Raw genomic sequence first — 15,410 nt, forward strand, 5'->3', positions numbered from 1 at the left:
ACGTTTCGCTGTCGAACAACCTCACGGAAGAGCCGGGACGAGGAGCGTCCGTTCGGGCCGCAACCGCACCAGCCCCTCATCCAGCGTCGCCAACCGCGCGTCGGCTCGATCCGCGGCCAGACTCACGAGGTAGGCGTCGGTGACCTGTCGATGTCCGCGAACACGATCCAGGTCTGCCTCGACGTAGGAGAGCGAGTCCGGCCAGAACTCGCATGCCGGGAGTGCTTGAACCGCACCGAGTACCTGCCGCGCGACGCCAGCACTCTCCCCGACACGGACCAGGAAACGAACCAGGGCGCCCTCGACCACAGGGCAGATCGCGAAGCTCGTGATCCCCGACGCCCAGGCGGACGCCCGCGCATGGTGTTCGTGATCGGCGACCGTGAGGGCGATCAGCACGTTCGCGTCCAGAAGGTAGGTCGTCACTCCTCGTCCAGCGCAGCCGCGACCTGCTTCGAAGTGACCCGACAACCGATCGAGATGACCGGGAAACCAGAACGCTCGTCCGTGCCGATCACGACCGGTTGATCGAGCTGCCCCAAACCGCGAACGGTGAGGTCGGCGATCACCGCCGAGAGAGAACGGTGGGTGCGCTTGGCGATCTCCAAGGCACGCTGATGCACGGCCGGAGGCAGGTCAACGGTGGTACGCACCTCCGCATCATACGTGCATCAGGCCTGATGCAGCTAGACGTTGAACCTGAACTCGACGACGTCGCCGTCGGCCATGACGTAGTCCTTGCCCTCCATGCGGACCTTGCCCGCCGCCTTCGCCGACGCCATCGAGCCGGCCTCGACCAGGTCGCCGTAGGAGACCACCTCGGCCTTGATGAAGCCACGCTCGAAGTCGGTGTGGATCACCCCGGCGGCCTGGGGTGCGGTGGCACCGGCGCGGATCGTCCAGGCGCGCGCCTCCTTGGGACCGGCCGTCAGGTAGGTCTGCAGCCCGAGCGTGGCGAACCCGGCCCTGGCCAGCGCGTGCAGCCCCGGCTCGGGCTGGCCGATCGAGTCCAGCAGCTCGCGGGCCTCCTCCTCGGGCAGCTCCAGCAGCTCGGCCTCGACCTTCGCGTCCAGGAACACCGCCTGCGCCGGCGCCACCAGCTCGGCCAGCTCCTTGCGCCGCGCCTCGTCGGCCAGCACCGCCTCGTCGGCGTTGAACACGTACAGGAACGGCTTTGTGGTGAGCAGCCCCAGCTCGCGCAGCGGCTCCCGGTCCACCCCCGCCGCGAACAGCGTGGTGTCGGAGTCGAGCACCTCCCGCGCGCGCTGCGCCGCCTCCAGCGCCGGCCGCCGGTCCTTGTGCGTGCGGGCCTCCTTCTCCAACCTGGGCAGCGCACGCTCCAGCGTCTGCAGGTCGGCCAGGATCAGCTCGGTCTCGATCACGGACACGTCCGACGCCGGGTCGACCCGCCCGTCCACGTGCACCACGTCCGGGTCGTCGAACACCCGCACGACCTGGCAGATCGCGTCCGACTCGCGGATGTTGGCAAGGAACTTGTTGCCGAGCCCGGCGCCCTCGGACGCCCCCTTGACGATGCCCGCGATGTCCACGAACGACACGGTGGCCGGCACCACCCGCGCCGAGTCGAACATCTTCGCCAGCACGTCCAGCCGTGGGTCCGGCAGCGGCACGACTCCCACGTTCGGCTCGATGGTGGCGAACGGGTAGTTGGCGGCAAGAACGTCGTTGCGGGTCAGCGCGTTGAACACCGTGGACTTGCCGACGTTGGGCAGCCCGACGATGCCGAGGGTAAGGCTCACGGGCGTCCAGGGTAGTCGGGCCGGTCAGAACGGCGGTTCGTCGATCTCCTCCGGCGGGATGATCGGGTCGCCGCGCGCCCGGTACACCTGCCCGAGCGGGCTGATCCAAACGAACACCCCCGGTTCCGGCTGCCGGAGCGGTAGTCGATCGTGTGGTCCTGGTCGCACCGGACGGCGGGCCGGCGGCAGCCGGGCCCGCGGCAGGAACGGTCACGGAGGCGGACGTATCGGCGCTGTCCGGTGGTGGGAAGCCGCCGCCCGGGGTCGCCGTCCAGTCGCCCGGCGCGTTCCGGCCAGCTCGCGTACTGCTCGGCGATGTCGGCGATCACCGCCGCCCATCCTTCGGGCGGATCCGCCGCGAGCCGGCGCCGAGGAGGCACGCGATGATCTCGCGCTCGGACAGGTGGTGCAGGCTGCCGTCGAGCAGGCCGAGGCAGAGGTCGGCGCGGATCTCGTCCAGCGACCCGGTGTGGCCGGCGCGCTTGACGGCCCTGGCCAGCCGGTCGAGACGTTCGTACGCGGCGGCGGCCTGGTCGGCCGGCAGCGCCTGGGCGGTGTTGGTCGCGGTGCCGTCCGGGCCGCCGCCGTCCCGGACACAGACGGAACCAAACCCACCCAACGCGCCCAGCCACCAGCCGGGGACGGCACCGAGCAACCTACAAACTCAGGTCCTCGGAAATCGCGCCAGCGACTTTCGAACGAAACACAAGACGGCACGCACGAGCACGAACGAACCACTCACCGCCCCTGAGCATTCGAACAGAAGGTCGAACGGCGAGTCTCCCCGAAAACTGTCGCCCCGCCCGGCACCCTAGAACGCCATGAGCACCGTCACCGCGCTCAACATGCTGCTGGCCGGCCTCCTGGCCGGCGCGGCGATCGGCGCCGGGGTGGCCTGGGTGTTGATCGGCGCCCGGTTCAAGGTCGCTCGCGCGGACGCCGCCCGGTCCGCCGCCGATGCCTCGGCCGCCGCCCGCTCCGAGCTGGCCGCGCTCAGGGTCGAGCGGGACTCGATGATGCAGCGGATCAACGAGATGTCCGAGCAGGTCGCGTCCGCCGAACAGCGTGCCCGCCAAGCCGAGACCGAGGCCGTCGGGGCGAACGCCGCGCTGGACGCCGAGCGAACCGCCGCCATGGAACGCGAACGGCTGCTGGCCCGCCGCGACGCCGAGCTCAAGGAAACCTTCCAGGCCCTGTCCGCCGACGCTCTGGCCCGCAACAACGAGCAGTTCGTGGCGCTCGCCGAGGGCCGGCTCAAGGAGGTGACCGCCGCGCTCACCGCCAAGGCGGAGGGCGACGCGACGGCCAACAAACAGGCGATCAACGCCATGCTCGACCCGATGACGGTGACCCTGCGCCGGGTCGAGGGCCAACTGCGCACCGTGGAGAAAGAGCGGGAGTCCGCCTACGCCGGCCTTCGCGAGCAGCTCTCAGCCATGCGCCGAGGCTCCGAGCAGCTCCAAGAAGAGACGAAACAGCTGGTCAACGCCCTGCGAGCGCCGCAGGTCCGGGGCCGCTGGGGCGAGCTGCAGCTGGAGCGGATCGTGCAGCTGGCCGGCATGGTCGAGCACTGCGACTTCGACCAGCAGGTGGTGAAAACCGGCGAGGACGGCGGCGTCCGCCCGGACATGGTGGTGCACCTGGCCGGCGGGAAGCAGCTGGTGGTGGACGCCAAGGTGCCGTTCGCGGCGTACCTGGAGGCGGTGGAGACACAGGACCCGGACGTGCACGCCGAGCGGCTGACCGCCCACGCCCGCCAGCTCCGCACGCATATCGACTCGCTCGCCGCCAAGTCGTACTGGCAGGCGTTCGAGCCGAGCCCCGAGTTCGTGGTCCTGTTCGTGCCCGGCGACCCGTTCCTGGAGGCGGCGCTGCGGGCGGACCCGGCGCTGCTGGAGCACGCGTTCGCGCACAACGTCGTGGTGGCCACCCCGACCACGCTGATCGCGCTGCTGCGCACGGTGGCCTACACCTGGCGGCAGGAGGCGCTGGCCGCGAACGCCGCCCAGGTGCACGCGCTGGGCCGCGAGCTGCATTCCAGGCTGGCCACCATGGGCACCCACGTGGCCAAGCTCGGCCGCACGCTGGACTCCGCGGTGGACAGCTACAACAAGACTGTCAGCTCGCTGGAGTCGCGGGTGCTGGTCACCGCCCGCAAGCTGACCGAGCTGAAGGTCAGCGACGACGAGCTGCCGGCGCCCAGCCAGGTGGAGCGCGCGCCGCGCCAGGTGCAGGCGCCCGAGCTGGTCGCCTCGGCGGCCGACGCGCTGGTCGCGCTGCGCAAGCGCCAGTCCGGCCAGCCCGCGCTGCCCGGGCTCACGTCCGCGCACCCGGCCGAAAACGACGAGGACGACGGACGGGCTACCGTGACCGGGTGACGACCCGGCCTCCCGCACCACCGGCCCCCTCCGGCTGGCCCGTGCTCGAGCGGTCCATCCTCAGCACAGTGCTCGGGCTGCCCGGTTACGCGGCCATCGGCATCGCGTTAGGTTTCACCGCGCTCGGCGTGTTCATCGACATGAACCGGATCAACGGGCTGGGCACCATCTTCAAGGGCTGCTACTTCGCCGGCTGCGTGCTCGCGGTGTGCTGGGTCAAGCGGCGCGCGCTGTTCGGTCCGCTGGTGCAACCCCCGCTGCTGCTGGCGCTGGCGGTGCCCACGGTGGTGCTGCTCTCCGGCGGTGGCGGCTCCTCGCCCGGCATGGCCGAGCACCTGCTCTCCATCGGCGCCCCGCTGCTCAACGCGTTCCCCACGATGGCGGTGACCACCGGGTTCGCGCTGGCCATCGCGCTGCTGCGGTACGCGCTCCAGCGGCGGCCGAAGTCGGACGTACGGACTCGCCGCCGCCCGCCGGGACAGCGCACGCGCGCGTCCGGACGGCGGTCGACCGGCCGGCGCGCCGACGAGTACCCGCCGAGCGAGCGCCCCCCGATGGACCGCCGGCTGCCGAGCGAAGGCCACCGCGCCGAGCGCCCACCCGGCGGCGCCCGCCGGGCCCGCCGCGCCTGAGGTCCGGGCCGTCAGCCCCGAGCGCGGCGGGGACGCAGCTCTCGGGGCAGCGCGAAGCTCAGGGTTTCCTCGGCGGTGGTGACCTCGTCGACCTCGGCCCAGCCGCGCTCGGCCAGCCAGTCGAGCACGCCGCGCACCAGCACCTCGGGCACGGAGGCGCCGCTGGTCACGCCCACTGTCTCGACGCCGGCCAGCCACGACTCGTCGATCTCGCGGGCGAAGTCGATCAGGTAGCTGGCGCCGGCGCCGCAGTTCAGCGCCACCTCCACCAGCCGCTGCGAGTTGGACGAGTTCTTCGAGCCGACCACCAGCACCAGGTCGCAGTGCGGAGCCATCGCCTTCACCGCGACCTGGCGGTTCTGGGTGGCGTAACAGATGTCGTCGCTCGGCGGGTCCTGCATCTTCGGGAACCGCTCGCGCAGCTGGCGGACGGTCTCCATGGTCTCGTCCACGGACAGGGTCGTCTGGGACAGCCAGACCACCTTCTCCGGGTCGCGCACCCGCACCGAGTCCACCCCGCCCGGGCCGTCCACCAGCTGCACGTGCTCGGGCGCCTCGCCGGCGGTGCCCTCGACCTCCTCGTGCCCGTCGTGACCGACCAGCAGGATGTCGTAGTCCTCCCGCGCGAACCGCTTCGCCTCCTGGTGCACCTTGGTGACCAGCGGGCAGGTCGCGTCGATGGTGCGCAGCTCGCGCTCGGCGGCCTGCGCGTGCACGGCCGGGGACACGCCGTGCGCGGAGAACACCACGATCGCCCCCTCCGGCACCTGGTCGGCCTCGTCGACGAAGATCGCGCCGCGCTCGGCGAGGGTGTCCACCACGTGCCGGTTGTGCACGATCTCCTTGCGCACGTAGACCGGCGCGCCGTGCTGCTCCAGCGCCTTCTCCACCGCGATCACCGCCCGGTCCACGCCGGCGCAGTAGCCGCGAGGGCTGGCGAGCAGGACGCGCTTGGTGCCGTGTGCGGAGCGAGCGGTCATGGCCCCCAGGGTAGCCACGGATCCGCCTCATCCGGGCCGTGGTCGGACGACCCTCACCGGGTGGATGACGCGTCAGTCGCCCTTGACGTTGAGGATCTGGCGCAGCTCGTGGTCGATGGTGACCAGGTCGCGGGCGTCCTCCATGACCTGGTCGATGTCCTTGTAGGCGCCGGGGATCTCGTCCAGGAAGGCGTTCGCGTTGTCCCGGCGCCACTCGATGCCCGCCATCGCCTCGGCGAGCTGGTCGACGGTGAACCGCCGCCGCGCCTCGGTCCTGGAGAAGTTGCGGCCGGCGCCGTGCGGCGCGGAGTGGAACGAGGGCCGGTTGCCCTTGCCGGTCACCACGTACGAGCGGGTGCCCATCGAGCCCGGGATCAGCCCCCGCACGCCCTCGGCGGCGTTGATGGCGCCCTTGCGGGTCAGCCACACGTCACGGCCGAAGTGCCGCTCGCGCTCGGTGTAGTTGTGGTGGCAGGTGATCGTCTCCTCCGCGCCGACCTCACCGCCGTACCACTCGACGAGGCAGCCGACCACCCGGTCCACCATCTCCGCGCGGTTGGCCGCCGCGAACGCCTGCGCCCACCGCAGGTCGCGGATGTAGGCCCAGAACTCGTCGTCCCCCTCGGGCAGGTAGGCCAGGTCCTTGTGCGGCAGCGGGACGTACCACTTCTCGCACTGCCGCTGCGCGATCTTGACGTGGTGCATGGCGATCTTGTTGCCGACGCCCCGGGAGCCGGAGTGCAGGAACACCCACACCCGGTCCGCCTCGTCCAGGCAGACCTCGATGAAGTGGTTCCCGGACCCGAGCGAGCCGAGCTGGTGGCGCCAGTTCCCGGCGTAGCGCTCCGGGTCCACGTCCTGGCGCTCGGCGAGCCGCTCCAGCTCGTCGATGCGGCCCTTGGCGGTCTCGGACAGCGTCGCCCGGTACTTGCCCATGGACACCGGGACCTCGCGCTCGATCGCCTCGCGCAGCGGGCCGAGGTCGCGGCCGGCCAGGTCGGACGCGCGCAGCCGGGTGCGGGTAGCGGACATGCCGCAGCCGATGTCCACCCCGACCGCGGCCGGCATCACCACACCTTCGGTCGGGATCACCGAGCCGACGGTGGAGCCCATGCCCCAGTGCGCGTCGGGCATCAGCGCGACGTGCGGGGCGATGAACGGCAGCGTCGAGGTGGCGACGGCCTGCCGCCGCGCCTGGTCCTCCAGCATGGACGCCCAGGACAGCAGCCTCTTGTTGATCTGCTCCACAGCCCCAGTGTGACGCGCGTGTCACCCCGGTTTCACCGGCGGCGATTGATCCGGTCGGGTCGGCGGCTAGTCTGGTGACGCAACTGCCGCTACTAGGTGTCTGAGTGCGTCTATGAAACCGCTGCCCATGCCGATCCGGATCGCTGCCGGCCTGGTGGCCACCGCCTTGGAAGAGGCGCAGGAGCTGCCCCGCAAGCTCACCGAGCTGCCCGTCACGGCGGTCAGCCGGGCGCTGCAGACGTCGATGCGGCTCCAGCAGCGGGTGACCGAGCTGGCCATCAAGGGCGACCGGGCGCTCGGCGCGCTGCGGCCGGTGCCGGAGACGCCGACCTGGGCCCGGTTCGACGAGGACGAGGAGCTGCCGCCGCCCGGTACGAACGGCCTGGCCGGCGGCGGGGCGAAGATCACGCCGGTGCGCCTGCTGCCGGAGCCCGAGCCCGCCGCCGAGACCAAGGCCGCCGAGCCGGAGACCCCGCCCGCCGCCGGGCCGCCGAGCCAGCCCGAGTACGAGCACTGGAGCCTGCCGCAGCTGCGCGGCCGGTTCCGCCGGCTGAGCCTGGAGGAGCTGGAGGAGCTGCTCGCCTGGGAGACCACCCACCTGGACCGGCCGCCCTACGTCACCATGCTCAGCAACCGGATCGCCAGCGTCACCGGGCGGTGAACGCCGGCCCGACCAGCCCGGAACAGCCGTGGCCGGTGCGCACGGTCGCCCGCAAGGTGGCGGCCTGGATCGAGCGGCTCGGCTCGGTGTGGGTGGAGGGCCAGGTCACCCAGGTCAACGCCCGCCCGGGCACCGGCACCGCGTTCCTGGTGCTGCGCGACCCGGCCGCCGACGTGTCGCTCACCCTGACCTGTCCGATCGGCCTGATCCGCGACGCGGTGAGCAACCAGGTCACCATCGCCGACGGCAGCCGGGTGATCGTGCACGGCAAGCCGACGTTCTTCCTGTCCCGAGGCTCGTTCTCGCTGCGGGTGGACGAGATCCGCTCGGTGGGCATCGGCGAGCTGCTGGCCCGGATCGAACGGCTGCGCAAGCTGCTCGCCGCCGAGGGCCTTTTCGACCGCGAGCGCAAGCGCCGCCCGCCGTTCCTGCCGAACCAGATCGGGCTGATCACCGGCCGGGCCAGCGCCGCCGAGCACGACGTGGTGTCCAACGCGACACACCGCTGGCCGGCCGTCCGGTTCCGGATCTGCCACACCGCCACCCAGGGCGCGCTGGCCGTGCCGCAGCTCATCGACGCGCTGGAGGCCCTGGACCGCGACCCCGAGACCGACGTCATCGTGATCGCGCGCGGCGGCGGCAGCGTGGAGGACCTGCTGCCGTTCTCCGACGAGGCGCTGTGCCGCGCGGTGGCCGCCGCCCGCACCCCGGTGATCTCCGCGATCGGCCACGAGCCGGACACGCCGCTGCTCGACCACGTCGCCGACCTGCGCTGTTCCACCCCGACGGCGGCCGGGCGGACGGTCGTGCCCGACCTCGCCGAAGAGACCGCGCGGATCGCCGGCCTGCGTGACCGGGCCCGCCGCGCGCTGGCCGGCTGGGTGGACCGGGAGCGCCGGCTGCTCGACGCGCTGCGCGCCCGCCCGGTGCTCGCCGACCCCTACCGCGGCCTGGACGACCGCGCCCGCGACGTCGAGACGCTGCGCCAGAGCGTCCGCACCGCCACGCTGCGCGCCCTCGACGAACGCGCCCGCGACCTGTCTCACCTGCAATCGCGCTTGACGAGCCTCGGACCGGCGGCCACCCTGGCGCGTGGATATGCGGTAGTGCAGCTCGTGACCGACGACACAACGCCGGTGCTGCGCTCGGTGGCCGATGCCCGACCGGGCGCCCGGCTACGCATCCGGCTCACCGACGGGGCGATCCCGGCGGTGGTGGACGAACCCGACCCCACCTGAGGTCGGGCGGGGAGGACACGTCATGCCCTCGGTGGACCTGCCGGGATCCCCGGCACCCGCTACCGGAGACGGCGCGTTCCTGCCGCTGACCCTGTCGACACTGCGCGCCGGGGAGTTCGGCTCGCTGGCCGACCGCGCCCGGCGCGCCGAGGCCGCCGCCGCGCTGAGCTGGCAGGCGCTGCTCGGCGACTGCGCGTGCGCGCACCGCCGGCGCTTCCCCGACCAGTTGCGCGAGCTCACCGAGGCCGCCGGGGCGTACGCCGGCCGGACGCACCGGGCCAGGGTCGCCGAGTTCGAGCGGTGGGCCGCCGACGCGCTCGCCGAGGGGGACGGCGAGGAGTTCGCCGAGGCCTGCGCCGGCTACGACGCCGCGCTCGCGCACGCCCTGATCACGCTGACCGACCGCACCGCCGACTGAGGCGTGCGGCACCATGGCCGGCGTGAGCACAGAGAACGAGATCGACCAGCTCGGCTACGAACAGGCCCGCGACGAGCTGGCCGAGGTGGTCAGGGCGCTGGAGGTCGGCGGCCTGAGCCTGGACGACGCGCTCGCGCTCTGGGAACGCGGCGAGCGCCTGGCCCGCCGCTGCGAACAACAGCTCGCCGGCGCCCGCGACCGCGTCGACGCCGTGCTGCGCGCCGAGTCCCCGGACGAGGACTGACTCAGGCACCGTGCGTGGTGCTCGGCACGTCGTCGTCGGCCGGGTCGGTGCACTCCAGCAGCGGGTCACCCACCGGCCAGGCGGCCCGGTGCCCGCAGGCGAGGCCGAGGAGCGTGTCGTCGAGCTTGCGCAGCAGGGCCGGGACGAACACCGTGACGGGCACGACGAAGAACACGGTGACCACCTTCAATGGCTCGCGGGAATAACTCCTATCTACGTACCGAGATAGTAGTTAGCGAACCTGTGCGGAACCTGTGCCGCGGTCATGGGTCGGATCAGCGAGGCAGCGGGGGTGCGGCGGCCACCGAGGTGGCGAGCCGCTGGAACTCCGGCTCCAGGCCGTCCCCGGTGATCATCCAGCGGACGCCGTCGGCCTGGTGGACCCAGGCCTGCTCGCCGTTGCCGCCGGTGTAGCGCACCCACGCCACGCCGGCCACGTCGATCGGCGCGGCGGCCCTCGGCGGTCCCCCGGTCTCGGCGGCGACCAGGGCGCCCTCCTCGGCGCTGGACTGCACCAGGCGCAGGTAGCGGCCGCCCTCGGTGACCCATCCGACCCGGACGGTGTCGGCCTTCCGCTGGTCCACGGAGTTCGCCCGCCAGCCCGCCGGCACCGAGGGCTCGCGCACGGCGAACGGCACCTGGCGCGCGGCCCTGACCAGGCCGGCGTGCACGTCCACCCGGGGCAGCGCGGACGGGTCCACCGTGGGTCCGGCCGGGCTGAACGAGCAGCGGCTGCCGAACAGCGCGAACAGCGCGACCACCGGCAACAGGATGAGCAGGGACAGCACCATGTCACGGGGCCGGGCGCCGAGCGCGCTGCCGCGTTTCGCCCGGGTCGGGGGCGGCTCCTGGGTGCTCACGTACCCATTGTGTTCCTCAACCCGACCTGGTCGTCGGCCCGGTCTGTCAGGATCTACTGATATGAACACCTCGGAACCAGCCCCCCAGACGGCACAGCGACGGCGAGAAGCACCCGACCGGAACCTGGCGATGGAACTGGTCCGGGTCACCGAGGCGGCGGCGATGGCCGCCGGCCGATGGGTCGGGCGCGGCGACAAGAACGGTGGCGACCAGGCCGCGGTGGATGCCATGCGCAAGCTCATCCACAGCGTCTCGATGCGCGGGGTGGTGGTGATCGGGGAGGGCGAGAAAGACGAGGCCCCGATGCTGTACAACGGCGAGCTGGTCGGCGACGGGACCGGGCCGGAGTGCGACGTCGCGGTGGACCCGATCGACGGCACCACGCTGATGAGCAAGGGCATGCCGAACGCGCTGGCGGTGCTCGCGGTGGCCGAGCGGGACGCGATGTTCGACCCGTCCGCGGTGTTCTACATGGAGAAGCTCGCGGTCGGCCCGGAGGCGGCGGAGGCGATCGACATCACCGCGCCCATCGAGGAGAACGTGCGCCGGGTGGCGGCCGCCCGGTCCATCGACGTGGCCGACGTCACGGTCTGCATCCTGGACCGGCCCCGGCACGAGGAGCTGGTGCACCAGGTGCGGCGCACCGGCGCGCGCATCCACTTCATCAGCGACGGCGACGTAGCCGGCGCGATCTCGGCGGCCCGCCCCGGCACCGGGGTGGACATGCTGGCCGGCATCGGCGGCACCCCGGAAGGGATCATCGCGGCGTCCGCGCTCAAGTGCATGGGCGGTGCCATCCAGGCCAGGCTGTGGCCGCGCGACGACGCCGAGCGGGAGAAGGCGCTGGCCGCCGGGCACGACCTGGACCGGGTGCTGACCACCGACGACCTGGTGGCCGGCGACAACGTGTTCTTCTGCGCCACCGGGGTGACCGACGGCGACCTGCTGCGTGGCGTGCACTACAACCCGGGCAGCGGCTGCACCACGCAGTCCATCGTGATGCGCTCCAAGTCCGGCACCGTGCGCATGATCGACGGCTACCACCGGCTCACCAAGCTGCGGGCGTACTCCTCGGTGAACTACGACATCGAGCACGGCGGGGAGCACGAACAACCCCCGTTGCCCTGATCCGGTGAGAATCGCGGCCGGCCGCATCCCAACGCGGCCGGCCGCGTCATTCCTTATGTGATATCGCGGGTCCGAGCGTTCTGGACAGGATGATCGTCCGCGCGGCGCTGGCCGTGGTGGTCGTCGTGGTGTCGGCGGTGGGCGTCGTCACCGGCATGTCCATGCAGGGCCGGATGGCCGCCGAGCAGCGCGCCGACGCCACGGCGGCGACTCGCGCCGGCCTCAACCCAACGCCAGCACCGTCACCGCCCGCGCTCCCACCGCTACCCGTGCCGCCGCTGCCCGACCCGCCGGGGCGGCCGAACCCGCTGATCCTGACCCCGCCGCCGCCACCGCCGCCGCCTCCCCCTCCTCCCCCGCCACCGCCGAAGCCGGTCAAGGGCACGCCGTGCATGAGCAACGCCAGCGCCTGCGTCAAGCTCTCCACCGAGCAGGCCTGGCTGATCTCGAACGGCAGGGTGGTGCTCGGCCCGGTGACGATCACCAGCGGCGGGAAGGGGAAACGCACGCCGGTCGGCCTGCACCGGGTGAGCTGGAAGGACGCCAACCACAAGAGCACCGAGTTCGACGACGCGCCGATGCCGTGGTCGGTGTTCTTCGCCGAGGGCGGCATCGCGTTCCACACCGGCAGCCTGAGCCGCCAGTCCGCCGGCTGCATCCACCTCTCCGACCCGGTGGCGCGCAGGTTCTTCGCCACGCTGAGCGTCGGCGACGTCGTCCAGGTGGTCAAGTAGCGTCGGCATCATGAGCGAGTTCCGGGTCGAGCACGACACGATGGGTGAGGTACGGGTTCCGGTCGACGCGCTGTGGCGCGCGCAGACGCAGCGGGCCGTGGAGAACTTCCCGATCTCCGGGCGGGGCCTGGAGCGCGCCCAGATCCGGGCGTTGGGGCTGGTCAAGGCGGCCTGCGCGCGGGTCAACGGGCGCGGCGGCGCGCTGTCGCCCGAACTCGCGGAGGCCATCGCGGCGGCGGCCGACGAGGTCGCGGACGGCCGCCACGACGAGCACTTCCCGGTCGACGTCTTCCAGACCGGCTCCGGCACGTCGTCGAACATGAACGCCAACGAGGTCATCGCCACGCTCGCGCGGCAACGTCTGGGTGCGGACGTGCACCCGAACGACCACGTCAACGCGTCCCAGTCGTCCAACGACGTGTTCCCCACCACCATCCACCTGGCCGCGACCGAGGCGGTGGCGGCCGAGGTCATCCCCGCGCTCGGCCACCTGGCGCAGACGCTGCGCACCCGCGCCGAGGAGTGGAAGGACGTGGTCAAGGGCGGCCGCACCCACCTGATGGACGCGGTGCCGATCACGCTCGGCCAGGAGGCCGGCGGCTGGGCCACCCAGGTGGAGCAGAGCGCCGCGCGGCTGGCCGACGCCCTGCCCAGGCTGGCCGAGCTGCCCATCGGCGGCACCGCCGTCGGCACCGGCCTGAACGCCCCGGCCGGCTTCGGCGCGGCGGTGGTCGACGAGCTGCGCGCCGCCACCGGCCTTGACGTGCTCTCCGAGGCCGCCGACCACATCGCCGCGCAGGGCGCCCGCGATGGCCTGGTGGAGGCGTCCGGCGGGCTGCGCGCCGCGGCCGTCGCGCTGTTCAAGGTGGCCAACGACATCCGCTGGCTGGGCTCCGGCCCGCGCACCGGCCTCGCCGAGCTGCACCTGCCCGACCTGCAGCCCGGCAGCTCGATCATGCCCGGGAAGGTGAACCCGGTGATCTGCGAGGCGACCATGATGGTGGCCGCGCAGGTGATCGGCAACGATGCCTGCGTCGGGTTCTCCGGCGCACAGGGCAACTTCGAGCTGAACGTGATGATGCCGGTGATGGCCCGCAACGTGCTGGAGTCCGCCCGCCTGCTCGCCGCCGTCTCCCGCCTGCTGGCGGACAAGGTGGTGGCCGGCGTCCGCGCCGACACCGACCGGATGCGCGAGTACGCCGAGTCCTCCCCGTCCGTGGTCACCCCGCTCAACCGCTACCTCGGCTACGAGGAGGCCGCGTCCATCGCCAAGCAGGCCCTGGCCGAGCGCAAGACCATCCGCGACGTCGTCCTCGAACGCGGCCACGTCACCAACGGCAAGCTGACGGCCGAACAACTCGACGCCGCCCTCGACGTCCTAGCCATGACCAGAAACGGCTAGCGCAATGCGCGGTAGTCCTCGGCGATGCGGTCGAGCCGGGTCCGGCATTCGTCATCGAACACGGCCGAGGCAGCCAGCCGGTCGAACAACGCGCGGTAACCGGCTATCCGCTCGGTCTCGGTAATGATCGCCGTGCCGTCGTGTGTCCCGACCACCGCCGTGGCCCGGTCATACAGGTGGAACGCCGTTGCGGGGAACACCTCGACGGCCGTCTCCCAGCAGATCACGCCCAGGTCGACGTTCGGTAGGCGGCTCAGGCCGATCAGGTGTTCAATCTGCTCCGCCATGAGTCCGGCGGAGCGCACCGCCCAACGCAGCGAGCCTTCGGTTTGGACCAGCACCCAGTGCCGTCGGTCGTCTTCCAGCATGTGGCGCTGCCGGTTCAGCCGATCGCGCACCAGTCGGTCGTCGACCGTGGTCTCCAAGGCAACGGCCGCGTAGCCGGCGGTCTGCAGCACGCCGAGCACCATCATGGGCTGGAACGCCCGGACCTGGGTCGCGTTGCGTTCCAGTGCGGCAAACCTGCGCTGCAAGTTCGCCGTCGTCCCGGTCTGCAGGACGACCCGGGCATCGACGTAGCCGGCGTGGGCATCGCGGGTCATCCGCAGCAGGATCGCGCTGTCCGCTTCATCCGCGCCGTAGAGGCGCGCGAGCGAGTTGACCTCGTCGACGGTGAGCAGGGCGTGGCCGTTCTCGGCCCGGGATATACGCGCCTGGGCGATACCGGCACGCGACGCGACATCGACCTGCCGGAGCCCGGCGTTGGTGCGCAACGCGACAAGGATGCTCGGCAGGTCGTCGTGGCTGTGGGGTGCGTCGGTCACTGGGCTTGGGCTGTCCTCCTGTGAAGCTCGGGGTGCCGAGCCCACCAGGCGAGGAAGGGCTCGGCAGCCGCCCATGCGACGTCGCGGGCGCGGACATAGGTGGCCACCTCGTCGTGCTCCGCGACGTACGCAGATTCGAACCGGCCGTGCTGGTCGTATCTCATCGGGACGACGATATCGTCGTTGATCACCCAGAAGTCCTCCTCCTGGAGCTCATGCGGGAGCGCGTGCTCGCCTCGATGCAGGACCCGGATGTCCTCCCCGGCCGACGCGTTGTGCACGTAGCCGAACTCGCAGGCGTAACGCTCGTATGTGGTCAGCTCGTCGGACAACACCCGGACCCGGGTGGAGACCTGTCCGTTGTCCCGCTCCCGGCGGAGCGAGTCCAGCCACGGCTGCTTCCGGGACCAGGTGGGTTCCGTGGCGCCATCGAGCCAGCGCCGGTAGTCGTCGCCGTCGGAGTCAACCTCGTACGCGGGCAGCACCTCCATCCGGAACAAACGATCTCCAGGAAGCCGGAAACGCTGGTCGATGAAGCCGCCGAGCTCGTCGGCATCCATGACGATCAAACCTCCGGGATGAGTTCCGCTTCGAGCCATCCCAGCTGCTCGCCCGCGCCTACCAGATGGGCGAACGCGGCGATCTCGTCCAAGTCGGATCAGCGAGTGTGTCAATGTAGCTTGCATATTCAATGTATCTCTGAATACTAGCCTGTGCGAGCGATCCAGCGGTGGCGTCAGCGCAGGTTTGCGACGCGACTGGAGCGTGTGACGTTCCGAGACTGGCTGGCGTGGTACTTGGCCAGGGCTCGCGGCGCCCGCTGGCGGCGTCAGCGCTCAGCGGAGGCGATCCGGCGGCGCGCTGACACCATCAGTCGATCGTCTCCGATGAAGCTCTTCGAC

The 15,410-nt window shown here is 71.7% G+C and carries 19 protein-coding genes; 9 read left to right on the forward strand and 10 right to left on the reverse strand.

Annotation, left to right across the window (positions count from 1 at the left end):
* Positions 1 to 21 precede the first annotated feature (21 nt).
* The 4 genes from N912_RS0139130 to N912_RS0139150 all read right to left on the reverse strand — a co-directional run bounded on the left by N912_RS0139130 (position 22) and on the right by N912_RS0139150 (position 2,415).
* On the reverse strand, positions 22 to 426 hold the full coding sequence (locus N912_RS0139130) for a TA system VapC family ribonuclease toxin (RefSeq protein WP_028926714.1): 405 nt from the start codon (positions 424 to 426) through the stop codon (positions 22 to 24).
* Positions 423 to 653, reverse strand: a complete 231-nt coding sequence (locus N912_RS0139135) for a hypothetical protein (protein ID WP_028926715.1) — start codon at positions 651 to 653, stop codon at positions 423 to 425. Before N912_RS0139135 ends, N912_RS0139130 begins: the two co-directional genes overlap by 4 nt.
* A 33-nt stretch (positions 654 to 686) precedes the next feature.
* Positions 687 to 1,760: a redox-regulated ATPase YchF gene (ychF, locus tag N912_RS0139140; protein ID WP_028926716.1), complete on the reverse strand. Its 1,074-nt coding sequence runs from the start codon at positions 1,758 to 1,760 to the stop codon at positions 687 to 689.
* 325 nt (positions 1,761 to 2,085) lie between these two features.
* Positions 2,086 to 2,415 carry a hypothetical protein gene (locus N912_RS0139150; RefSeq protein WP_028926717.1) on the reverse strand — a complete coding sequence of 110 codons (330 nt, stop codon included), beginning with the start codon at positions 2,413 to 2,415 and terminating at the stop codon, positions 2,086 to 2,088.
* 166 nt (positions 2,416 to 2,581) lie between these two features.
* On the opposite strand from N912_RS0139150, the gene N912_RS0139155 reads away from it, so the two are divergent.
* A complete protein-coding gene (locus N912_RS0139155) occupies positions 2,582 to 4,138 on the forward strand; it encodes a DNA recombination protein RmuC (RefSeq protein WP_028926718.1) in 1,557 nt (518 codons plus the stop codon).
* Complete coding sequence (locus N912_RS57440) at positions 4,135 to 4,770, forward strand: DUF6542 domain-containing protein (protein ID WP_156994305.1); 636 nt, start codon at positions 4,135 to 4,137, stop codon at positions 4,768 to 4,770. Before N912_RS0139155 ends, N912_RS57440 begins: the two co-directional genes overlap by 4 nt.
* 11 nt (positions 4,771 to 4,781) lie before the next feature.
* On the opposite strand, the gene N912_RS0139165 is transcribed toward N912_RS57440, so the two are convergent.
* Entirely contained in the window at positions 4,782 to 5,750 is a 969-nt protein-coding gene (locus tag N912_RS0139165) for a 4-hydroxy-3-methylbut-2-enyl diphosphate reductase (protein WP_037068942.1), read from the reverse strand.
* A 72-nt stretch (positions 5,751 to 5,822) separates the two neighbouring features.
* Positions 5,823 to 6,998, reverse strand: coding sequence for an RtcB family protein (locus tag N912_RS0139170; RefSeq protein WP_028926720.1), 1,176 nt, complete (start codon positions 6,996 to 6,998; stop codon positions 5,823 to 5,825).
* 112 nt (positions 6,999 to 7,110) lie between these two features.
* On the opposite strand from N912_RS0139170, the gene N912_RS0139175 reads away from it, so the two are divergent.
* From N912_RS0139175 to N912_RS0139190, 4 genes are read left to right on the forward strand one after another with little or no spacing between them, the layout of a single operon-like run.
* Positions 7,111 to 7,659: a lipid droplet-associated protein gene (locus N912_RS0139175; RefSeq protein ID WP_028926721.1), complete on the forward strand. Its 549-nt coding sequence runs from the start codon at positions 7,111 to 7,113 to the stop codon at positions 7,657 to 7,659.
* Positions 7,656 to 8,897, forward strand: a complete 1,242-nt coding sequence (gene xseA / locus N912_RS0139180; protein WP_028926722.1) for an exodeoxyribonuclease VII large subunit — start codon at positions 7,656 to 7,658, stop codon at positions 8,895 to 8,897. Before N912_RS0139175 ends, xseA begins: the two co-directional genes overlap by 4 nt.
* 22 nt (positions 8,898 to 8,919) lie before the next feature.
* Positions 8,920 to 9,315: a hypothetical protein gene (locus N912_RS0139185; RefSeq protein WP_051581425.1), complete on the forward strand. Its 396-nt coding sequence runs from the start codon at positions 8,920 to 8,922 to the stop codon at positions 9,313 to 9,315.
* A 22-nt stretch (positions 9,316 to 9,337) separates the two neighbouring features.
* Positions 9,338 to 9,559 carry an exodeoxyribonuclease VII small subunit gene (locus tag N912_RS0139190; protein ID WP_245645754.1) on the forward strand — a complete coding sequence of 74 codons (222 nt, stop codon included), beginning with the start codon at positions 9,338 to 9,340 and terminating at the stop codon, positions 9,557 to 9,559.
* A gap of 1 nt (position 9,560) precedes the next feature.
* Here N912_RS0139190 and N912_RS0139195 read toward each other — a convergent pair whose 3' ends face one another.
* Together N912_RS0139195 and N912_RS57445 are read right to left on the reverse strand one after the other, a co-directional pair.
* Positions 9,561 to 9,734: a hypothetical protein gene (locus N912_RS0139195; RefSeq protein WP_156994306.1), complete on the reverse strand. Its 174-nt coding sequence runs from the start codon at positions 9,732 to 9,734 to the stop codon at positions 9,561 to 9,563.
* A 100-nt stretch (positions 9,735 to 9,834) separates the two neighbouring features.
* The gene (locus N912_RS57445) at positions 9,835 to 10,419 is read right to left on the reverse strand and encodes a DUF4245 domain-containing protein (RefSeq protein WP_051581426.1); all 585 of its coding nucleotides are present in this window, start codon (positions 10,417 to 10,419) and stop codon (positions 9,835 to 9,837) included.
* 61 nt (positions 10,420 to 10,480) lie between these two features.
* On the opposite strand from N912_RS57445, the gene glpX reads away from it, so the two are divergent.
* The 3 genes from glpX to N912_RS0139215 all read left to right on the forward strand — a co-directional run bounded on the left by glpX (position 10,481) and on the right by N912_RS0139215 (position 13,684).
* On the forward strand, positions 10,481 to 11,548 hold the full coding sequence (gene glpX, locus N912_RS0139205; protein ID WP_028926726.1) for a class II fructose-bisphosphatase: 1,068 nt from the start codon (positions 10,481 to 10,483) through the stop codon (positions 11,546 to 11,548).
* Positions 11,549 to 11,637: 89 nt separating this feature from the next.
* The gene (locus N912_RS66110) at positions 11,638 to 12,282 is read left to right on the forward strand and encodes a L,D-transpeptidase (RefSeq protein WP_051581427.1); all 645 of its coding nucleotides are present in this window, start codon (positions 11,638 to 11,640) and stop codon (positions 12,280 to 12,282) included.
* Between the two features lie 10 nt (positions 12,283 to 12,292).
* Complete coding sequence (locus tag N912_RS0139215; RefSeq protein ID WP_028926727.1) at positions 12,293 to 13,684, forward strand: class II fumarate hydratase; 1,392 nt, start codon at positions 12,293 to 12,295, stop codon at positions 13,682 to 13,684.
* On the opposite strand, the gene N912_RS0139220 is transcribed toward N912_RS0139215, so the two are convergent.
* Both N912_RS0139220 and N912_RS57455 read right to left on the reverse strand, forming a co-directional pair.
* Complete coding sequence (locus tag N912_RS0139220; RefSeq protein WP_037068946.1) at positions 13,681 to 14,508, reverse strand: helix-turn-helix domain-containing protein; 828 nt, start codon at positions 14,506 to 14,508, stop codon at positions 13,681 to 13,683. The genes N912_RS0139215 and N912_RS0139220 overlap by 4 nt on opposite strands.
* Positions 14,505 to 15,068: a DUF6879 family protein gene (locus tag N912_RS57455; RefSeq protein WP_037068949.1), complete on the reverse strand. Its 564-nt coding sequence runs from the start codon at positions 15,066 to 15,068 to the stop codon at positions 14,505 to 14,507. Before N912_RS57455 ends, N912_RS0139220 begins: the two co-directional genes overlap by 4 nt.
* Positions 15,069 to 15,410: the final 342 nt, after the last annotated feature.

This window comes from Actinospineispora acaciae DSM 45401, from assembly GCF_000620785.1.
GTDB lineage: Bacteria > Actinomycetota > Actinomycetes > Mycobacteriales > Pseudonocardiaceae > Pseudonocardia > Pseudonocardia acaciae.